Source organism: Bhargavaea ullalensis (assembly GCF_042432615.1).
GTDB lineage: Bacteria > Bacillota > Bacilli > Bacillales_A > Planococcaceae > Bhargavaea > Bhargavaea ullalensis.
Genome location: NZ_JBHLWY010000026.1, coordinates 1 through 17,661, shown reverse-complemented (window position 1 = coordinate 17,661; position 17,661 = coordinate 1). Strand labels below are relative to the sequence as shown.

The following is a 17,661-nucleotide window of genomic DNA, read 5'->3' as shown; positions in this document are numbered from 1 at the left end:
ACGGTTTCGGGAAAAAGAAATAAACCGCCCCGATACGGGACGGCTTCGGCAAGGATCAGGCCCCCGCCTCTTCAAGTGTCGGTTCTTCTTTTGTAAGATGGTAGGCTCCGAGGACGGCATCCTGGATCTTCTGCCTGGAGCCGGGATTGATCGGATGCGCGATGTCGCGGAACTCGCCGTCCGGCGTCCGCTTGCTCGGCATGGCCACGAACAGGCCATCATTTCCGTCGATGACCCGGATGTCATGGACGACGAACTCTTCATCGATCGTGATGGAAGCAATGGCGCGCATACGGCCATCGGTCTCAACTCTACGAAGTCTTACGTCAGTTACTTCCACAATCTCACCACCTTCCGCACAGTGCCGGCATTATAAATACTACATTCAATATAAAGGTAAATTCTCCTTCTTACAATACTAAATTTTTGAACTATTCGTTTATGAAATGGCGGAATGAAAAAAGCGGCAGTTTCCGATAACCGGAAAACTGCCGCCCAGATGGCGTGTTATTCGCTGACGAGCGCGACCGCTTCGATTTCCACCTTGACGTCTTTTGGCAGACGCGCCACTTCCACGCAGGAGCGGGCCGGCTTGTGGTCTCCGAAATAAGAAGCATAAATGTCATTGATCGTGCCGAAGTCGTTCATGTCTGCGATGAATACCGTCGCTTTCACGACCCGGCCGAGCGACGAACCGCCCGCTTCCAGAACAGCGGAGAGGTTTTTGAAGACCTGGTGCGTCTGTTCTTCGACGGAACCGTCGATGAGGCCGCCTTCCGGCGTGAGCGGGATCTGGCCCGATGTGTAGACGACGCCGCCCGTTACGATTCCCTGGGAGTATGGCCCGATGGCCGCGGGCGCTTTGTCGGTGGAGATGATGTTCACAGTGCATGACCGCCTTTCGAAAAATAGTTTCCTTCCACGAGTTCGATCGTCCGTTCTTTTTCATTCACTTTCCGGAGCCTGGCGAGAGACAGATAATCCTCGACAAGGCGCTCCTCCTGGACATCTTCCGATTCCACGAGAACGGCGACACCCGCCGGCTCGCATCCGAATTCGGCAAGGAGGTTTTTCATGCCGTTCATCGTCCCGCCGACTTTCATGAAGTCATCGGTGAGCAGGACATGCTGGTCGACCTTCATGCTGCGCTTTGACAAGACCATCGTCTGGATCCTGCGGTTGGAGCCGGACACGTAGTTGATGCTGACGGTGGGTCCGTCGGTCACTTTGCTGTCGCGCCGGACGACGATCACCGGGACGTTCAGATGCCGCGCGATGGCGTGGGCGATCGAAATCCCCTTCGTCGCCACCGTCATGATGGCATCGACGCGGCGGTCGGCGAACCGGGAAGCGAATAATTTTCCGATCCTGTCGAGCAGATGCGGATCCCCGAGCAGGTCGGTCATGTACAGATAGCCTCCCGGAAGCAGGCGGTCCGGATCCTCCAGGGCATGGATCAGCCCGGCGATGATCTCCCGGGCCTCATCCGAACCCATTTCCGGTATGTATTTGACGCCGCCCGCTGCACCCGGCACCGTGACGAGCCGTCCGGTCCCCCGCTCTTCAAACGTCTCCTTCACAATCGCCAGGTCTTCACTGATCGAGGACTTCGCCGCATCGTAGGCCGAAGAAAAGTGAGTCAGGGGAATGAGGGTATGCGGGTTCGCCAACAGATGCTGCGTCATGTCGACCAGCCGTTCACTGCGCTTCCATTTCAAAATGTCCACCTCTGATATCGTCGATCCGGGCTTCCGTCTGCCGGAATTCGGCCCGGGCCTCCCAAAACACGAATGATTTACCTGTACATTAACATAATTATCCGGCTTTAATCAAGCAGAACCTCACCGAGCATCCGCACGGCATGCACTTCCGGGCAGAATCCGCGCAGCCCGTTGACGATCCGGGCCACGCGCGCCTCCGATGAGACGAGTCCGTAAACGGTCGGGCCGCTGCCGCTCATCAGAACCGCATCCGCTCCGAAACGCCGCATTCCGTCCTTCAGCATCGCCACTTCCGGGTGCATCCCCATCGTGGCAGGCTCCAGCACATTGCCGACCGAGCGGCACATCGCGTCGTAGTCACCCGCTGCAAGCGCCGCCTCCATCGCCCGGGTGTCCGGATGATCCATCTTCCTCAGGTCAAGCCGGCCGTAAGCATCCGCAGTCGATACGCCGATGGCCGGCTTCGCCAGGATCACCCAGCAATTCGGCGGTGCCGGAAGATGGCGCAGCTTCTCGCCGCGGCCCGTTGCAACCGACGTTCCGCCGAACACGCAAAACGGGATGTCCGACCCGATCTGTGCCCCGATTTCCGCCAGCTCGCCCAAGGTCAGACCGAGATTCCAGAGCCGGTTCAGCCCGCGGAGCGCCGCCGCTGCATCACTGCTGCCCCCGGCAAGCCCAGCCGCCACCGGAATCCGTTTTTCCAGCTCAAATGTGACGCCGCTTCGGATCCCGAACTTTTTCCTGAGAAGATCCGCCGCCTGCCAGACGAGATTCCGCCGGTCGTCCGGGACGTACCGGTCGGAAGAGAGAATATGGATCTGGCCGTCGCGCGACGGCCAGATCGACAGCCGGTCCGCCAAGTCGACCGTCGTCATGATCATCTCGACCTCATGGTAGCCATCCGGCCGCTTTCCGAGAACGTCCAGTGTCAGGTTGATCTTCGCCGGTGCTTTTTCATGAAGCATGGATGGCACCCCCACTAAATTCAGTGCCCCTATTTTACCATACGCCCATCGGATTGGAGGAAACAAACGAATAAAAATAGCCGGGCTGGGGGCATGTGCTCCCGGACAATAAAAAAAGCAGGCGGATCAGCTCCGCCTGCCCCGGTGTCAGCCGTTTTTGGATTCCGGGTTTTCGGTTCCGGTTTATTTCGGGCCGTTTTGGCCGCCTATTCCCCGTTCCGCCATCTCAATCGCACGTTTGACCATGTTTCCTGCGTCACGCGCTTTGATGCCACCCCAACCTTCCTGCTGCACAACATCGTAAAACCCAAGTTCCTTGGCGATTTCTTCCTTCAGACGCTCGGACATTACTCCGCCGTTTCTAGCCATTCGGTTTCCTCCTCGTTCAGCTGACAAGCGTAGTATGGCCGCAAAAAAGAAAAACACCCGGGGAAAACCTTCCAGACGGAAGTCCCGGGTGTTGTTCATAAAAAATAAAGACTGATTACTTAACGACAAAATCCATTTTCTCTGCACCGTTGAAGAAAGTCAGTTCAACGGCTTCCGTCAGAACGTCGGTATAACTGTAGGATACCCGTTCAAACGCATGTTCATCTTGGTCGAGCTCAATGACAAAGACGGCATGATACGTTTCCCGAAGGACACCGGCTCTTTCAATCGTCTTCTTGCGGCCGCCGTTTGCCTTCAAATGCAAACGCTGCCCCAAGTGTGAATCCAGCGACTTCTTGATATCAGCTAATGTTTTTGGCATATCGCTTACACCTCACTATACATAAGCATAACATGCCAATAAATTTCTGTCAATTAAAATTTATAATTTTATCAGTGCACCAAACCGATGTCAACGTTTTTCGTTAAGTTTGCTCCAAATTTAAACAATCTGAAAGAAGTTTGTAACAAATGATTCAGATTCAGCCGAAAGACGGATAAAGCGAATCCGCAAGCCGGCCGAATTCCTCAAGGGTCAGCGTCTCTCCCCTGCGCCCGGGATCGATTCCCGCTGCTTCAAGCGCCGAGGCAATCTCATCTTTCCGCTTCTTGCCGTCCGGCATCGAGGCCTGGAGATTGTTGAGGATGGTTTTGCGGCGCTGGACGAACGACCCCCTCGTCACTTTGAACAGGAACGCCTCATCCTCTACACGGACCGGCGGCTCTTTTCTCATCTTCAGACGGACGACGGCGGATGCCACATTCGGCTGCGGCATGAAGACCGTCTTCGGCACCGTCATGACCGTCTCGGCCTCCGTATAATACTGGATGGCGATCGACAGCGAACCGTACTCCTTCGTCGACGGACTTGCGCTGATCCTGTCCGCGACTTCCTTTTGCATCATGACGGTCATCGAGTCGATCGGCAGCCGTGACTCGAGGAGCTTCATGAGGATCGGGGTGGTGACATAATACGGCAGGTTGGCCACGACCGCCACCCGCTCCATCCCGGCAAACTCACGGGAGATCACATCTGCGACATCGGCCTCCAGGATGTCGGAGTGGATGACGGTCACATTGTCATAGGGGGACAGTGTGTCTTCAAGAACCGGCAGAAGCCGCTGGTCGATCTCAAATGCCACGACCTTTCCCGCCTTGCGCGCGAGATGCTCGGTGAGCGCGCCGATCCCCGGACCGATTTCAATCGCGCCTGATTTCTCGTCGAGTTCCGCATAGCCGGTGATTTTCTCCAGGATGTTCGGGTCGATCAGGAAATTCTGGCCCAGACTTTTCTTGAATGAAAAGCCGTACTTGTCCAGGATTTCTTTCGTTCTCGCCGGTGTGGCAATGTCTTTATGCATGGTTTTCCCCTTCCTCGTCAACAGCGGCGACCGCCGCCATGAATTCGTCCCGGCTGATCCGGAACATGGCCAGCCGCTTCACCAGGCTTTTTCCGTTCGTCTGGCCGATCATCAGGATGTCTCCGAGCCGCTCACGGCGTCTCCTGGCATCCGGGTGACCGACCAGCCGCAACCGCACCAGCTCGGCGTCCGTCACCGGCTCTTCTTGCCTCTCGCCGGCCGGCGTCCGCACTGCCGCCAGCGCGCTCCGGATGTCCTCATCGGCCGCATGTTCGATGCCGACCTTTTTTCCGTTCGCGGAAATCGACTGTGCCTTTGGCAGGAACGCATGCTTCACGCCCGGCACCTGCTCCTCGATGATGGCCCGGATGCGGCGGCCCGGATAATCGGGGTCCGTAAAGACGATGACGCCCCGCTTGTCCTGCGCATGGCGGATTTTCATGAGAGTCTCGGCGGAAACGGCAGAGCCGTTCGTCTCGATCGTGTCCGCGCCGGTTGCCCTGCGGACGGCGACCGTGTCCGACTTCCCTTCCACAACGATGATTTCTTCGATTTTCACGTTCCATCCCATTCTTTCGTCCGTTTTCACCAATTTTACAAGCCGCCGCCCCTGATGTACAGAAATGCGGGCGTCTTCACCAAAAAGCCCGCAGAACGGGTCTGCGGGCCGGGTGCCTCAACTCAGTTGAGGATCTTGATTCTTACTTTTTTGCGGCCAAAGCTCATGGCTTGGCTTTGGGACGAGACAAACACGTCGATTTTATGGCCTTTGATGGCACCGCCCGTGTCTCCTGCCACCGCATAGCCGTAGCCTTCCACCCATACCTTCGAGCCGAGCGGGATGATGCTCGGGTCAACGGCGATGACTTTTGCATTCGGGTTGGCCTTCAGGTTGATGCCGGTCGATGTGATGCCGGAGCATCCGTTGCAGGAGGCCGTGTAAGCTGTTGCCGATACATAGAACTCCTTGCCTCCGGACGGTTCGGCGCTGCGTGCAGCACTGTTCGAAGCCTGGACGACTTTGCCGGCGGGCTTCTTGGCTGCTGCCGGCGCGGCGCTTGCGACCATCGTGCGCGTGCCGACCGCGACGACCTTGTTGACCGGCTGCTGCTTCACATTTTCTGCCGTCATGCTGCGGGAAACTTCCTTCCCGTCTTCCTTGACGATTGCGTATGTGCGTTCCACTTTTCCTTCTTTGCCGTTTTGGACGACTTTTTCGCTGCCCTTGAGCAGGGACGCGTCTTTTTTCGTTTCAACGGAGAAGTCCATCGATTCTTCCACTACATCGGTGACCTTTTCCACCCGGACGACCTTCACCGCGGAACCCGGCAGGACCTGTTCGTCCAGCTTCTGCTCCACCCGGTCATGTTCGCCGAGTTTGATGTCCTGATTCTTTAAAAAGTCAGCGACCGTAGTCGAAGTGGTCCAGACATTGCTCGTCTGTCCCCCGTCGATCATGGCAACTTCATAGGCTTTCTCAATGTTGACGGTATCGGTTTCGCCGAGTTCGCTGCCGCGTTCCGGCTGAATTTTGTCATGATCCGTCAGCTCGATGCCGGCCTGCTCCAGCAAACCGTCGAGATTCTTTTCGGTCGTCCAGATTTTCTGGCTTTCCTGGTCGACATTTATTTGGACCTGTCGGGCTTTCGTCCATTCGATCGATGCGCCGTCCTCAAGTTTCGTGTCCTTGGCCGGCGACAGGTCATCGTGTTCGCCGATCGCGATTTCCTGTTCGGAAAGCAGTTCGCCGACCGTCTTGGCGTGTGTGCGGAATTCCTGCTGATCGCCGTCCGCGGAAAGGGAGACGTTTTTCTTCGTCCCTTCATAGACAGCGTAGGTGATGACGCCTGCGAACAGGACAACCGTCAGAATGGCCATGATGGTCTTTTTGCCCTTCAGGTTTTTCATTGAATCATTAAACAAACAAATTCCTCCTTGTCACCCGAGTGATTATATCGGCCCCATTTTTGGGTGTCAAACCCAAAGACTCTCAGGTTGCCTTTATGTCTGCGGGTGAAGTGTGGGAAAGAAACTCCGAATCTATTCTTTCAATCTGAAAATCCGTTCTGCATTTTCCGTTGTCTTCCTGGCCACTTCCTCGACCGGTATTTCCTTGAGGCGGGCGATCTCTTCTGCAACGAGCGGCACATAGGACGGTTCGTTGCGCTTGCCGCGGTTCGGATGCGGGGCGAGATAAGGGGCATCGGTCTCGACGAGCAGGTGTTCCAGTCCGATTTCCTTTGCCACTTCTTTCGGCATGCGGGCGTTCTTGAAAGTCACCGGTCCGCCGAGCGAGATCATGAAGTTCATGTCGATGCATTCCCTGGCCGTTTCAACGCTTCCGCTGTAGCAGTGCATGATGCCTCCGGTCTCGGCGGCACCTTCCTCGCGAAGGATCTCCACGACATCTCCCGTTGCATCCCGGTTGTGTATGATCACCGGAAGCTGCAGGCGCCTCGCCATCGCAATCTGCTTGCGGAACAGTTCCTTCTGCACTTCCCTCGGCGACTTGTCCCAATGATAATCCAGACCTGTTTCTCCGATACCAACCACTTTCGGGTGCTCCGAAGCCAGCTGTTCAATCCAATGAAGGTCTTCGTCCGTGCAGTCGACGGCATCAACCGGATGCCAGCCGATCACGAGATAAATGAACGGATACCGGTCGGCAAGCTCCAAAGCCCGCTCGATCGTCGGCCGGTCAAAGCCGACCACCACCATTTTGCCGACGCCCGCATCGAGCGCCCGCCGGATCACTTCATCGAGATCCTCCTTGTATTGGTCGTCATTCAAATGGACATGGGTGTCAATCAACATCGTCTGCCACTCTCCTCGCATTGGTTCAAGTCTATACATAAAAAGAATTTCATATTTCACAGCGACATTACAGTTAGATTACATTCCGGATTCTCATTCGTAACATGAAGTACTTTTGCAGCATAGCCAGTTGTATCCCAAGAACTTAAAAATGTCAAAACAACCGGTTTAAAATGCAAAAAAACGGAGAGAACCAGGACTTTTAACCCCGGTTCTCATCCGTTCTCCTCATCTTGCCTTATTGGTTTATTATTTCACTTTTGCTCCGTTCGCCAGCGCAGGATCAACGGAAGCGAGTTTAAGAACCCCGTCTTTTTCACCCGCCAAAATCATTCCCTGCGACAATTCACCTCGCAGCTTCACCGGTTTTAGGTTGGCGACGACGATGACTTTTTCACCGACGAGCGATTCGGGCTCATAGAATTTTGCGATGCCCGAGACGACCTGGCGGGTTTCATACCCGAGATCCAGCTGCAGCTTCAGAAGTTTGTCGGCCTTCGGCAACTTTTCGCACGCAGTTACCGTGGCCACGCGGAGATCGACTTTCATAAAGTCGTCGATCGAGATTTCCGGTTCATCCGGCTTTTCTTCCTCAGCCTCTGCCGCTGCCTCTTCCTCCGGCTCCTCCGTCTTGACGGTCTTTTGCATTTCTCCCCGGATATAGGCGATTTCAACTTCAGGATCCAGGCGAGGGAACACCGGCACGCCTTTTTCGGCCACCTTCGCCCCTTTCGGCACCGCCTGTTCATTCAGGAGCGTGTCCCAGCCGAGTGCAGCGTCCCCAAGGCCGAGCTGACGGACGATTTCCTTCGGCGCCTTCGTCATGAACGGCTGGAGCAGGACGGCCGCCTCATGCAGGCTGAGGACGAGATGCCTCATGACGGAATCCAATTCCCCTTTTTTCGACTCGTCCTTCGCGAGCTTCCACGGCTCGGTTTCGTCGATGTATTTGTTCGTGCGCGAAATAAGCGCCCAGATGTCGGAAAGGACAACGCTGAACTGCATGTTGTCCATGCCTTTCTCGTACTTGCGGACAGTCTCTTCCATCGTGATGCGGAGCTTTTCATCGAGTTCGGTCGAGCCGGACGGTTTTGCCGGGACGACGCCTCCGCAGTATTTATTGACCATCGAAACGGTCCGGTTCAGCAAGTTGCCAAGGTCGTTCGCCAGGTCATAGTTGAGCCGCTCGACGAATGCTTCCGGAGAGAAGACGCCGTCGGAGCCGAACGGCAGTTCGCGGAGGAGGAAATAACGGGTTGCATCCAGGCCATAACGCTCGACAAGCATTTCCGGATAAACGACGTTGCCCTTCGATTTGGACATTTTGCCGTCCTTCATCATGATGAAGCCATGCGCGAACACTTTTTTCGGAAGCGGCAGATCCAGCGCCATAAGGAAAATCGGCCAGTAGATCGTGTGGAAGCGGACGATGTCTTTCCCGACAACATGGACATCGGCCGGCCAGTACCGCTCGAACAGCGTTTCATCATCGGTTCCGTAGCCGAGCGAAGTGATATAGTTCGACAGCGCATCCACCCATACGTAGATGACGTGTTTCGGATCTCCCGGGACATGGATTCCCCAGTCGAATGAAGTCCGCGAGATCGACAAATCTTCAAGCCCGGGTTTGATGAAGTTGTTGACCATCTCATTCTTGCGGGATTCCGGCTGGATGAAATCAGGGTTTTCTTCATAGTACTTCAAGAGGCGGTCTGCGTATTTCTTCATATTAAAGAAATAGGACTCTTCCTTCACCTTGTGGACAGGCCGGCCGCAGTCGGGACAGTTGCCGTTGTCCAGCTGAGATTCTGTGAAGTACGATTCGCAAGGCGTGCAATACCATCCTTCGTACTCGCCTTTATAAATATCCCCGTTGTCGAGGAACTTGCGGAAGATTTTCTCGACCCCTTCCTGATGACGGGGATCCGTCGTGCGTATGAAATCGTCATAAGAGATGTCCATGAGATCCCAGAGCTTCTTGGCCCCGTCGGCGATGCCGTCGACGTACGTCTGGGGATCCAGTCCGGCCTCTTCAGCTTTTTGCTGGATTTTCTGGCCGTGCTCGTCCATCCCGGTCAGGAAGCGGACGTCAAATCCCTTGAGCCGTTTGTACCGGGCCATCGTGTCGGAAGCCACCGTCGTATAAGCGGTACCGATGTGAAACTTGCCGCTCGGATAATAAATCGGCGTGGTGATGTAAAACGTGTTCTGTGAACTCATGGCAAGGCCTCCATTTTCAAATAAGCGTTTCCTTTCATTTTAGCCGATGGACGCCGGCTCTTCAATGTCCGCGGTCTTTGCCGGCATTTCCATCTGTTACTATATACCTATTATCACTTTTTTGATTTGACTTAAGAAAAACGGCTATATTGGATCCTATTTTTATCACAAATATGCTTTCTTCAAAAAAAATGATTGATTCTGCAAAACTTTCATCAAAACAAATTGACGCTAATGGGAGTTGTTGGTATGATGGGCATATGACATACTCCATGTCGAATTTTGACGAATCCAAATGGAGATGAAAGGAGCAGTAACAGATGAAATCGACTGGTATCGTAAGGAAAGTTGACGAACTTGGCCGGGTAGTCATTCCTATTGAGCTCCGTCGCACACTGGGCATCAAAGAAAAAGACGCACTCGAAATCTACGTGGACGACGAAAAGATCATCTTGAAAAAATACATGCCGAACATGACTTGCGCGATCACAGGGGACGTCTCTGACGACAACCTCCGCCTGATCGACGGCAAGCTGATCCTCAGCGAAGACGGTGCAGAGCAGCTTATCCAAGAAATCCAGGAGCGCCTCGGCAAAAAGCAGCACGTTTGATCACGATCGGCTTATATAAAACCGGAACGGGGATCCCGTTCCGGTTTTTTTATTTTTCCAGATGATACGCACGATATACATCCCGCTTTGCTTCTCCCCGTGCCTTGGCGGCCGCCTTGATCGCCTCTTTGGACGGCAAGTTTTCCCTTTCGATGAGCGCTTCAACATGTTCTTTCGCCGGCAGGCCCGTCCACCACTCATCCTCCGGTTCCCCGGCTTCTTCACCGGCTCCTTCGACAACGAGGCAGAACTCGCCTTTCAGGTCGGTTTCCTCCGCCCATGCGGCCGCTTCGCCGACAGTGCCGCGGAGTATCTCCTCGAACTTCTTGGTCAGCTCGCGCACAACCGCAATCCGGCGGCCCGTGCCGAACGCTGCTTCCATATCCCGCAGGGATTCCTTCAGGCGATGCGGGGATTCGTAAAGCAGAATGGTTTCCACCCTGCCGGCCAGCTGCCGGAACAGCTCGCGCCGGTCCGCTTTTTTTCTCGTCGGGAATCCGTAGAACAAAAACGGCTGTGCCGGCAGTCCCGAGGCGATCAGTGCCGTCAGCGCGGCATTGGCCCCCGGCAGCGGAACGACGGCGAAGCCTTCTGCGATCGCCCTGGCGGCAATGTCGGCACCGGGATCCGAAATGCACGGCATGCCCGCGTCACTGACGAGCGCAACGTCCTTGCCTTCCGCCAGGATGCCGAGTATGCGATCGCCGCCCGCTTCGAGATTGTGCTCGTGATAGCTGATGAGCGGCGTCCCGATTCCGAAGTGGCTGCAAAGCTTTTTCGTGTTTCGCGTGTCTTCCGCGGCGATGGCGGCCGACTCGCTCATCACCCGGACCGCCCGGTACGTCATGTCTTCGAGATTGCCGATCGGCGTGGCGACAAGGTACAACTTCCCCCCCGGATCCTGCACGCTTTTCTGGGACTTCACGGTTTACCGCCTCCTCTTTCCGTCATATAGCCGATTTTCTGGCCCCGCCTGAGCTGCTTGAATGCATACTCGGCCTGCATGGCCTCGCGCTTCGTCTCGAACCGTTCGCAAAAGATGCAACGGACCGGCCGGCGGGCCCTCGTGTACTTCGCGCCCCGCCCGTCATTGTGCGCCTTCACCCGCCGCTCGAGGTTGTTCGTGTAACCCGCATACAGGGTTCCGTCCGAACATTCCAGGACGTACAGCACATGGGTTTCCTCAGGCATCCTGTCCATACAGCATTTCCTTCACTTCCGGCGTGTACTCTCCGTTCTCTTCATAAACATACAGCGGCGGCAGGATTTTCAGGTCAGGCCGCCCGTCTTTCGTTCCTTCGATGAGAAGGGTGTTTGCCTCGCGTCCCTGTTTCGGATAAACGAAGCGGATGCGCTTAGGCTCAAGCCGGTTCGCCCGCATCGCCGTCACGAGGTCGAGCAGCCGTCCGGGGCGGTGGACGAATGCCGCCTTCCCGCCCTGCTTGAGCAAGGAGGCTGCATTGGCCACCGCCTCGTCCAGCGTCAGCTTCAGCTCATGTCGGGCAATGGCCACTTCCTCAAGCATGTTGCGGTCACTCAGTTCATGTGCGGGAAAATAAGGCGGATTGCATGTGACCGTATCGTGCTTTTCGTAGCCGAGGACGGCCGCAATTCCCTTCACGTCACCCCCGACGATCCGGATGCGCCCTTCCAGCCCGTTCAGCCGCACGCTCCGATCCGCCATGTCCGCAAGCCTAGGCTGGAGCTCGACGGCCGTGATGTCCGCATGCGACCGTGCACTGAGGAAAAGGGGGATCGCGCCGTTGCCCGCACAAAGATCAACGATGCTTCCCTTGCGGATCGGGACGTAAGCGAACTTCGCCAGAAGCACGGCGTCGAGCGAAAACGAAAACACGGACGGGCTCTGGATGATTTTCAGCCCTTCCGCAAGCAGGTCATCAAGCCGCTCGTCCCCTTGAAGTTGTCCTTCCATACATTGACTTCCTTTCCCATAAGAAAAGACCGCAACCCGCAACTTGTGCGGGACCGGTCCTTTCAGCCATTCTGTTTATTCAGGAACGACAGGCAGAACAGGCAGTCCTCACCTTTCCGCGAGCTTCCGAAATGGACGTTGCACACATGAAATCCCTCATTGTACAGGCGGGCCAGATTATCGTGTCCCTCACTGATCTCGGCCCCTGCCGGCACCTTGCGCGTTCCCGGCTTCCGGGTTTGCTTGGCGCTCTGTGCCTCCACTTCTTCAAGACGCTGGCGGAGATGATGATTCTCGATCTGGAGGGAATGGTTCTCCTCCATCACCTGTGCGACCGATTCCTTCAGTTCCGCAAACTGGCGGTTCGCCGATTCGAGCTGCTGGCCAAATTCCATGACCTTGTCCAAGAAGTTCCGGTCCTTCATTGTCTACACCTCATCGCCTAGCCTTTATACCGACTGCATAATTTCATCCAGCGTGTAATCGATCACTTTCTGGCCGCCCGACAGTTCCACTTGAAGAATCCGTTCGAGCAGATTGAGACCGACGACCTTTCCGGTACCTTCAGGCGTCGTGATCCGGCTGCCGATGTCCGGCATGAGCCGCTTCGCTTCTTCATATTCATCATTTTCGTACTTCAGGCAGCACATGAGCCGACCGCACAGCCCCGAGATCTTCGAAGGATTGAGCGAAAGGTTCTGGTCCTTTGCCATCTTGATCGATACCGGCTCGAAATCCCCGAGGAACGTCGAGCAGCAGAGCATCCGGCCGCACGGACCGATGCCGCCGAGCATTTTCGCTTCATCCCGCACGCCGATCTGCCTCAGCTCGATGCGCGTCCGGAAAACGGAAGCGAGGTCCTTCACCAGATTACGGAAATCCACGCGTCCGTCGGCGGTGAAGTAGAAAATGATTTTGTTCCGGTCGAACGTGTATTCCACATCGACCAGCTTCATGCTGAGCCCGTGCTCTTCGATTTTCTTTTCGGCAATCCCGAACGTGCGAGTTGCCTCTTCCTCGTTGTCGAGCACGGTTTCCCGGTCCTCATCGGTCGCCGGACGGACGACCAGGCGAAGCGGGAGAACCACGTCGTCGCCGCTCATCTGTCTCGGCGGAATCGCGACTTTCCCGTATTCCACGCCCCTCGCCGTTTCGACGATGACATAATCGTCTTTTTTAAGGGCATAGTTACCGGGGTCAAAGTAATATATCTTACCCGCTTTTTTAAAGCGGACGCCAATCACATTATAAAGCATGTTCTACCTCCTGCATGTTGAGCACCAGCTGTTCCATGAGAAGCGTGCGGTTCATATTGCTGTGGAGGTTCCGTTTGGCCCCGAGGATGGCGCCGAGGATGGTGGACAGCCTGCCGAACGTCATCCGCAGCGCGAGCTGTTCCCACAGTTCGCGCTGGTCCGGATAAGCAAGCGCATTTCCAAGACCCGCCTTGACGGCCGCAATGTCCCTGTAGGCAAACAGAAGAAGATCAAGCCCGAGCTCCGTTTCTTCTTTTTCCTTGAAGACCGGGCCCCAATCCGTTCCGATGAAAAGCAGCGCTTCCTGGATATTCTTTTCCGATGCTTCCACCAATTTTAACACCGTTTTCCTGGCCTGTCCAAACTGCTCGCCGCCCGCAAGCTCCATCGCTTCTTCCGGGCCGGCCGTCACCATCGTTGCCGTCGAGGCCATGGAGCGGGTGAGCCCGTTCTCCTCGACAAGCCGTTCGATGATCTGCTCGCGGGGGGGCGGCTGCAGATGAACCTCCAGGCAGCGGGAACGGATGGTCGGCAGGATGGCGGAGCCGGTATCGGTGAGCAGCAGCGCCGTCACTTCGCCCTCAGGCTCTTCCAGAAACTTCAGGAGTGTGTTCGCCGCGGCCGTATTCATGCGATCCGCCTCGTGGATCAAGTAGATCTTCCGTCCGTCCTCGAGGCCTGTTTTGTTCAGCCGGTAAATCAAATCGGCGATCTGCCCTTTTTTGATGTCCTGCCCGTCCGGATGGATGTCCGACACGTTCGGATGGTTTCCTTCCCCCACCCTGCGGCAGTTGCGGCACTGCCCGCACGGCACGGCATCGTGCGGATTCAGGCAGAGCAGCAGCCGCGTGAAAAACAGGGCGACCGCTTCCTTTCCCGAGCCCTTGATGCCGTCGATCAGATAGGCATGGGCCACCCGGCTTGATGCAAAAGCCGCCCGGAGACCGCCGATTGCCGCTTTCTGTGTGTCCATGACCGGAAATTCGCTGTTCATCCCCATGCCCCCTGTCTTTGAAAAAATCCCGTGTCCGGCAGTTATTCCGGGCACGGGGCGTCTGTTTCAGATCATCAAAAATGGTGGAACTGTTCAATCGGAAGCACAAAGACCGTCGCCCCGCCGACTTCCACTTCAACCGGATACGGGATATACGAATCGGCATTCCCGCCCATCGGTGATACCGGGGCGACCATCTGGTCACGGGACCGGCAATTTTCGCGGATCAGACCGAGCAGCTTCGGAACGAGCGGATCATCCGTTCCGATCAGGAACGTCGTGTTGCCCGAGCGGAGGAACCCGCCGGTGCTCGCCAGCTTCGTTGCACGGAAATCATTTTTCGTCAATGCGGCGGATAAACGGTTGCTGTCCTGGTCCTGCACGACCGCTACGACCAATTTCATTCGGATCAACTCCTCGCCTGCTTTTATAATAGTATATCACAAACACCCTTCACGGCAGACGGCTTTTTAACGATGCCCACGCCTTTTCTGCCGTCTCTTCCAATGTCCCCGAAGCATCGATGCGGATAACCCGCTCGGGCTCCGTTTCTGCAATCGTCTCATATTCGGCCCGGACGATGCGGTGAAACTCCAGGCTTTCCGAATCGAGCCGGTTCACTTCCCGGCCTTTGTTCCGGGCAATCCGGGCGAGCCCTTCCTCAGCGGAAAGGTCCAGCAGAATGGTCAGATCCGGCATGGTGCTGCCGATGGCGAAACGGTTGATCTCCCGGACTTCCTCTGTGCCGATCCCCCTGCCCGCTCCCTGATAAGCGATCGAACTGTCGATGAACCGGTCGCACAGCACAATTTTCCCTTCCTGCAATGCCGGTACGATTTTTTGCACGAGATGCTGCCGGCGGGCCGCCGCGTACAGCAGCGCCTCCGTGCGGGCATCCATTTCCGTGTTCGCCTGGTCCAGGATGATTTCCCGGATCATTTCGGAAATCCGGATGCCGCCGGGCTCACGGGTCTGGATGAAAGGCTTGCCCGTTTCCTTGAGACGGGCAGCAAGAATTTCCATGACGGATGTCTTGCCGGCCCCGTCCGGACCTTCAAGCGTCACGAATAACCCATTTTTCTTCATATAAAGTATGCCTCCGTTGACTATAGTAGAACGAGAATGAACCCCTCTTTTAGCCGGTGACGCCCTTGGAACGGGACCCCCGTTTCCAGCAACATTCCGATGCGGGTGACCGTTTCCGGAACGATTTCTTCTCCCGGCAGGACGAGCGGAATTCCGGGAGGATAAGGAATCAGGGATGCAGCGGAGATCCGTCCCCCGGCCTCCCGAAACGGAATCCATTCCTTCGGAGAATCCAGATCCTCTGCGGGCGGATGATCAGCGGCGGTCATGCCGGCTATGGGCTGGTATGCGGCGGTTCGCCTGACGAACTTTGAAGGTCCTCTGTTTTTCATTGCTGCCCGGCTACGGCGGGCCGCTTCATCGAACCGGTCGGGACTTTCTTTCTTGAGAAGGGGAAGCACAAGCAGGAGTTGATGGGGGTCGGCCAATTCGGCGTAAACCCCTACCGCCTGAAGCACTTTTTGAAGGCCGGTTCCTGTCACCCCTTCCGGCCGGATCAGCAGTTTCAGCGGATCATCCGTCTCTGCCACCGACAAGCCGGGGATGCGCGACAATTCCCCGACGAACCGCTCCCGCCTGGCGAGGAAGGACTCAAGATCCGCCGGCCCGTAAGTCGCGAAGAAATGACGGGCATCATCCAGCGAAGCCATAAGCGGATAGGACGGGCTGCTCGACTGCAGGATGCCGAGGCGGCCGGCCACGGTTTCCGGCATGACGGATGAGCCTTCGGCAATGTGGAGAAACGAAGCCATCGTCATGGCCGGCAGGGTCTTATGGGCAGATTGGACGACCACATCCGCGCCCAGCTGCAGCGAAGAAACGGGAAACGGCTCCCCGATCCCGAAGTGGGCACCGTGCGCTTCGTCGACAAGCAGCGGGATTCCCGACTGCCTGCAAACCTCGGCAATCCGGGGAAGTTCTGTCGACACCAGCCCGTAATAAGTGGGATGAGTCAAAATGACCGCACGCGCATCCGGGTAGGCAGACACCGCTTCCCGGACAAGCGAAGCCGGCACATGACCGGCCGCCAAAGTCCGCTCATCCCACTCGGGAGCCAAATAAACCGGCCGGGCACCGGCAAGGACCAATCCGTTGAACACCGACTTATGGGCATTGCGCTGAACGATCACCCGGTCGCCCGGACGGCAAACTGACAGAATCATCGCCAGGTTCCCGGCCGTCGATCCATTGACGAGGAAGAAGCTGCGGGCCGCCCCGTAGGCCTCGGCCAGGAGCTCCTGCGCTTCCCGGAGAACCCCCTCGGGCGCATGAAGATCGTCGAGACCGGGAAGTTCCGTCACATCCCACGACAGCATACCGCGGACGCCTGCCGGCAAGCCGGTGAGCTCCCCATTCTTGTGGCCCGGCACGTGAAAGGAAAGGGGCTCTTCGGTTGCAAAGGCCCTCAGCATCTCAACAACCGGCCGGCGGCTCTGTCTGTCGGACATATGAAAAACCCCTCTTTTTTCTGATTGACGTTGGTCCCATTATAACATGACGGGTCTTTTCCGCCTTCCGGAACGGTGCGCGTCTCCAGGAAATCGGGGTTGCACTCGGGTGAAGATTGGATAGTGGAACCCGTACGGCCCGGGGCTCGATCCGTACGGTTCAGGGGTGAATGCGTACGACTCGTCCTGGAGAGTGGGTGTTTCCCTCTTGGAAAGCGGAACCCGTACGACTCATAGCCGGATCCGTACGGTTCAAGGGTGAATGCGTACGACTCGGGGCCGGATCCGTACGACTCGCCCTGGAGGGTGGAGATTTCTCTCTTGGAAAGCGGAACCCGTACGACTCAGGGCCGGATCCGTACGGTTCAAGGGTGAATGCGTACGACTCGGGGCCGGATCCGTACGACTCGACCTGGAGAGTGGAGATTTCGCTATTGGAAAGTGGAGCCCGTACGACTCGAGGGCGGATCCGTACGGTTCAAGGGTCGATCCGTACGACTCAAGCCTCGATCCGTACGACTCATCCGGATTTCCCTTTTTTACAGCACAAAAAAACCGCCTCCATAGGGAGACGGCTTTGTGCCCAGCGGCGTCCTACTCTTGCAGGGGGAAGCCCCCAACTACCATCGGCGCTGAAGAGCTTAACTTCCGTGTTCGGGATGGGAACGGGTGTGACCTCTTCGCCATTGTCACTGGACTATTGAGCTTGTTCGCTCAAAACCGGATAAAACAGACATTGAACCAAGCTTCTACCGAACCTTGTTTATGCATGAGGTTAAGTCCTCGATCGATTAGTATCCGTCAGCTGCACGTGTCGCCA

General features: G+C 56.4%; 21 protein-coding genes and 1 rRNA gene. 1 reads left to right on the top strand and 21 read right to left on the bottom strand.

From position 1 onward, the window contains the following. Positions 1-55: 55 nt before the first annotated feature. The 11 genes from spoVG to metG all read right to left on the bottom strand — a co-directional run bounded on the left by spoVG (position 56) and on the right by metG (position 9,513). Complete coding sequence (gene spoVG, locus ACFFIY_RS06930) at positions 56-340, bottom strand: septation regulator SpoVG (RefSeq protein ID WP_354198080.1); 285 nt, start codon at positions 338-340, stop codon at positions 56-58. A 167-nt stretch (positions 341-507) separates the two neighbouring features. Further along, entirely contained in the window at positions 508-885 is a 378-nt protein-coding gene (locus ACFFIY_RS06925) for a RidA family protein (RefSeq protein ID WP_354198078.1), read from the bottom strand. After that, on the bottom strand, positions 882-1,718 hold the full coding sequence (gene purR / locus ACFFIY_RS06920; RefSeq protein ID WP_354198140.1) for a pur operon repressor: 837 nt from the start codon (positions 1,716-1,718) through the stop codon (positions 882-884). The genes ACFFIY_RS06925 and purR overlap by 4 nt, the downstream gene beginning before the upstream one ends. Positions 1,719-1,825: 107 nt before the next feature. Beyond that, a complete protein-coding gene (gene ispE, locus ACFFIY_RS06915; protein ID WP_354198076.1) occupies positions 1,826-2,689 on the bottom strand; it encodes a 4-(cytidine 5'-diphospho)-2-C-methyl-D-erythritol kinase in 864 nt (287 codons plus the stop codon). A gap of 183 nt (positions 2,690-2,872) precedes the next feature. Then, entirely contained in the window at positions 2,873-3,058 is a 186-nt protein-coding gene (locus ACFFIY_RS06910) for a small, acid-soluble spore protein, alpha/beta type (protein WP_354198074.1), read from the bottom strand. A gap of 115 nt (positions 3,059-3,173) precedes the next feature. After that, positions 3,174-3,440 carry a biofilm formation stimulator Veg gene (veg, locus tag ACFFIY_RS06905; protein ID WP_040224486.1) on the bottom strand — a complete coding sequence of 89 codons (267 nt, stop codon included), beginning with the start codon at positions 3,438-3,440 and terminating at the stop codon, positions 3,174-3,176. Between the two features lie 160 nt (positions 3,441-3,600). Further along, positions 3,601-4,479 (bottom strand): 16S rRNA (adenine(1518)-N(6)/adenine(1519)-N(6))-dimethyltransferase RsmA, encoded by an 879-nt coding sequence (gene rsmA, locus ACFFIY_RS06900; RefSeq protein WP_354198072.1) that lies wholly within the window; start codon positions 4,477-4,479, stop codon positions 3,601-3,603. Then, complete coding sequence (rnmV, locus tag ACFFIY_RS06895) at positions 4,472-5,038, bottom strand: ribonuclease M5 (RefSeq protein WP_354198070.1); 567 nt, start codon at positions 5,036-5,038, stop codon at positions 4,472-4,474. Before rnmV ends, rsmA begins: the two co-directional genes overlap by 8 nt. Positions 5,039-5,160: 122 nt before the next feature. Further along, entirely contained in the window at positions 5,161-6,387 is a 1,227-nt protein-coding gene (locus tag ACFFIY_RS06890; RefSeq protein WP_354198068.1) for a resuscitation-promoting factor, read from the bottom strand. Between the two features lie 132 nt (positions 6,388-6,519). Beyond that, positions 6,520-7,293, bottom strand: a complete 774-nt coding sequence (locus ACFFIY_RS06885) for a TatD family hydrolase (protein ID WP_354198067.1) — start codon at positions 7,291-7,293, stop codon at positions 6,520-6,522. 249 nt (positions 7,294-7,542) lie between these two features. Next, a complete protein-coding gene (gene metG / locus ACFFIY_RS06880) occupies positions 7,543-9,513 on the bottom strand; it encodes a methionine--tRNA ligase (RefSeq protein ID WP_376837214.1) in 1,971 nt (656 codons plus the stop codon). A 320-nt stretch (positions 9,514-9,833) separates the two neighbouring features. Between metG and abrB the strand changes: the two genes are divergently transcribed. Beyond that, positions 9,834-10,124 carry a transition state genes transcriptional regulator AbrB gene (abrB, locus tag ACFFIY_RS06875; protein WP_354198065.1) on the top strand — a complete coding sequence of 97 codons (291 nt, stop codon included), beginning with the start codon at positions 9,834-9,836 and terminating at the stop codon, positions 10,122-10,124. Positions 10,125-10,173: 49 nt separating this feature from the next. On the opposite strand, the gene rsmI is transcribed toward abrB, so the two are convergent. The 10 genes from rsmI to rrf form a co-directional block, all read right to left on the bottom strand. Then, positions 10,174-11,049, bottom strand: a complete 876-nt coding sequence (gene rsmI / locus ACFFIY_RS06870) for a 16S rRNA (cytidine(1402)-2'-O)-methyltransferase (protein ID WP_354198063.1) — start codon at positions 11,047-11,049, stop codon at positions 10,174-10,176. Further along, positions 11,046-11,315: a GIY-YIG nuclease family protein gene (locus ACFFIY_RS06865; protein ID WP_354198138.1), complete on the bottom strand. Its 270-nt coding sequence runs from the start codon at positions 11,313-11,315 to the stop codon at positions 11,046-11,048. The genes rsmI and ACFFIY_RS06865 overlap by 4 nt, the downstream gene beginning before the upstream one ends. Next, positions 11,308-12,057: a tRNA1(Val) (adenine(37)-N6)-methyltransferase gene (locus ACFFIY_RS06860; protein WP_354198061.1), complete on the bottom strand. Its 750-nt coding sequence runs from the start codon at positions 12,055-12,057 to the stop codon at positions 11,308-11,310. Before ACFFIY_RS06860 ends, ACFFIY_RS06865 begins: the two co-directional genes overlap by 8 nt. A gap of 62 nt (positions 12,058-12,119) precedes the next feature. After that, positions 12,120-12,482 (bottom strand): DNA replication initiation control protein YabA, encoded by a 363-nt coding sequence (gene yabA, locus ACFFIY_RS06855; protein WP_354198059.1) that lies wholly within the window; start codon positions 12,480-12,482, stop codon positions 12,120-12,122. A 24-nt stretch (positions 12,483-12,506) separates the two neighbouring features. Further along, positions 12,507-13,313, bottom strand: coding sequence for a PSP1 domain-containing protein (locus tag ACFFIY_RS06850; RefSeq protein ID WP_354198057.1), 807 nt, complete (start codon positions 13,311-13,313; stop codon positions 12,507-12,509). Continuing rightward, on the bottom strand, positions 13,303-14,313 hold the full coding sequence (gene holB, locus ACFFIY_RS06845; protein WP_376837213.1) for a DNA polymerase III subunit delta': 1,011 nt from the start codon (positions 14,311-14,313) through the stop codon (positions 13,303-13,305). The genes ACFFIY_RS06850 and holB overlap by 11 nt, the downstream gene beginning before the upstream one ends. A gap of 68 nt (positions 14,314-14,381) precedes the next feature. Next, positions 14,382-14,711, bottom strand: a complete 330-nt coding sequence (gene darA / locus ACFFIY_RS06840) for a cyclic di-AMP receptor DarA (RefSeq protein ID WP_076760181.1) — start codon at positions 14,709-14,711, stop codon at positions 14,382-14,384. A 49-nt stretch (positions 14,712-14,760) separates the two neighbouring features. Then, positions 14,761-15,393, bottom strand: a complete 633-nt coding sequence (gene tmk / locus ACFFIY_RS06835; RefSeq protein WP_354198053.1) for a dTMP kinase — start codon at positions 15,391-15,393, stop codon at positions 14,761-14,763. Positions 15,394-15,413: 20 nt separating this feature from the next. Next, the gene (locus ACFFIY_RS06830) at positions 15,414-16,841 is read right to left on the bottom strand and encodes an aminotransferase class I/II-fold pyridoxal phosphate-dependent enzyme (RefSeq protein WP_354198051.1); all 1,428 of its coding nucleotides are present in this window, start codon (positions 16,839-16,841) and stop codon (positions 15,414-15,416) included. Positions 16,842-17,422: 581 nt separating this feature from the next. Then, positions 17,423-17,538, bottom strand: a 5S ribosomal RNA gene (gene rrf, locus ACFFIY_RS06825). Positions 17,539-17,661: the final 123 nt, after the last annotated feature.

What these genes read in the sequence shown, in the direction of transcription:
- abrB (WP_354198065.1), top strand. Translation starts at nt 9,834, where the DNA reads ATGAAATCGACTGGTATCGTAAGGAAAGTTGACGAACTTGGCCGGGTA.
- ACFFIY_RS06850 (WP_354198057.1), bottom strand. Translation starts at nt 13,313, where the DNA reads ATGCTTTATAATGTGATTGGCGTCCGCTTTAAAAAAGCGGGTAAGATA.
- ACFFIY_RS06830 (WP_354198051.1), bottom strand. Translation starts at nt 16,841, where the DNA reads ATGTCCGACAGACAGAGCCGCCGGCCGGTTGTTGAGATGCTGAGGGCC.
- darA (WP_076760181.1), bottom strand. Translation starts at nt 14,711, where the DNA reads ATGAAATTGGTCGTAGCGGTCGTGCAGGACCAGGACAGCAACCGTTTA.
- holB (WP_376837213.1), bottom strand. Translation starts at nt 14,313, where the DNA reads ATGGGGATGAACAGCGAATTTCCGGTCATGGACACACAGAAAGCGGCA.
- veg (WP_040224486.1), bottom strand. Translation starts at nt 3,440, where the DNA reads ATGCCAAAAACATTAGCTGATATCAAGAAGTCGCTGGATTCACACTTG.
- ACFFIY_RS06865 (WP_354198138.1), bottom strand. Translation starts at nt 11,315, where the DNA reads ATGCCTGAGGAAACCCATGTGCTGTACGTCCTGGAATGTTCGGACGGA.
- tmk (WP_354198053.1), bottom strand. Translation starts at nt 15,393, where the DNA reads ATGAAGAAAAATGGGTTATTCGTGACGCTTGAAGGTCCGGACGGGGCC.
- rsmA (WP_354198072.1), bottom strand. Translation starts at nt 4,479, where the DNA reads ATGCATAAAGACATTGCCACACCGGCGAGAACGAAAGAAATCCTGGAC.
- ispE (WP_354198076.1), bottom strand. Translation starts at nt 2,689, where the DNA reads ATGCTTCATGAAAAAGCACCGGCGAAGATCAACCTGACACTGGACGTT.
- metG (WP_376837214.1), bottom strand. Translation starts at nt 9,513, where the DNA reads ATGAGTTCACAGAACACGTTTTACATCACCACGCCGATTTATTATCCG.
- yabA (WP_354198059.1), bottom strand. Translation starts at nt 12,482, where the DNA reads ATGAAGGACCGGAACTTCTTGGACAAGGTCATGGAATTTGGCCAGCAG.
- ACFFIY_RS06890 (WP_354198068.1), bottom strand. Translation starts at nt 6,387, where the DNA reads ATGAAAAACCTGAAGGGCAAAAAGACCATCATGGCCATTCTGACGGTT.
- ACFFIY_RS06885 (WP_354198067.1), bottom strand. Translation starts at nt 7,293, where the DNA reads ATGTTGATTGACACCCATGTCCATTTGAATGACGACCAATACAAGGAG.
- ACFFIY_RS06860 (WP_354198061.1), bottom strand. Translation starts at nt 12,057, where the DNA reads ATGGAAGGACAACTTCAAGGGGACGAGCGGCTTGATGACCTGCTTGCG.
- ACFFIY_RS06910 (WP_354198074.1), bottom strand. Translation starts at nt 3,058, where the DNA reads ATGGCTAGAAACGGCGGAGTAATGTCCGAGCGTCTGAAGGAAGAAATC.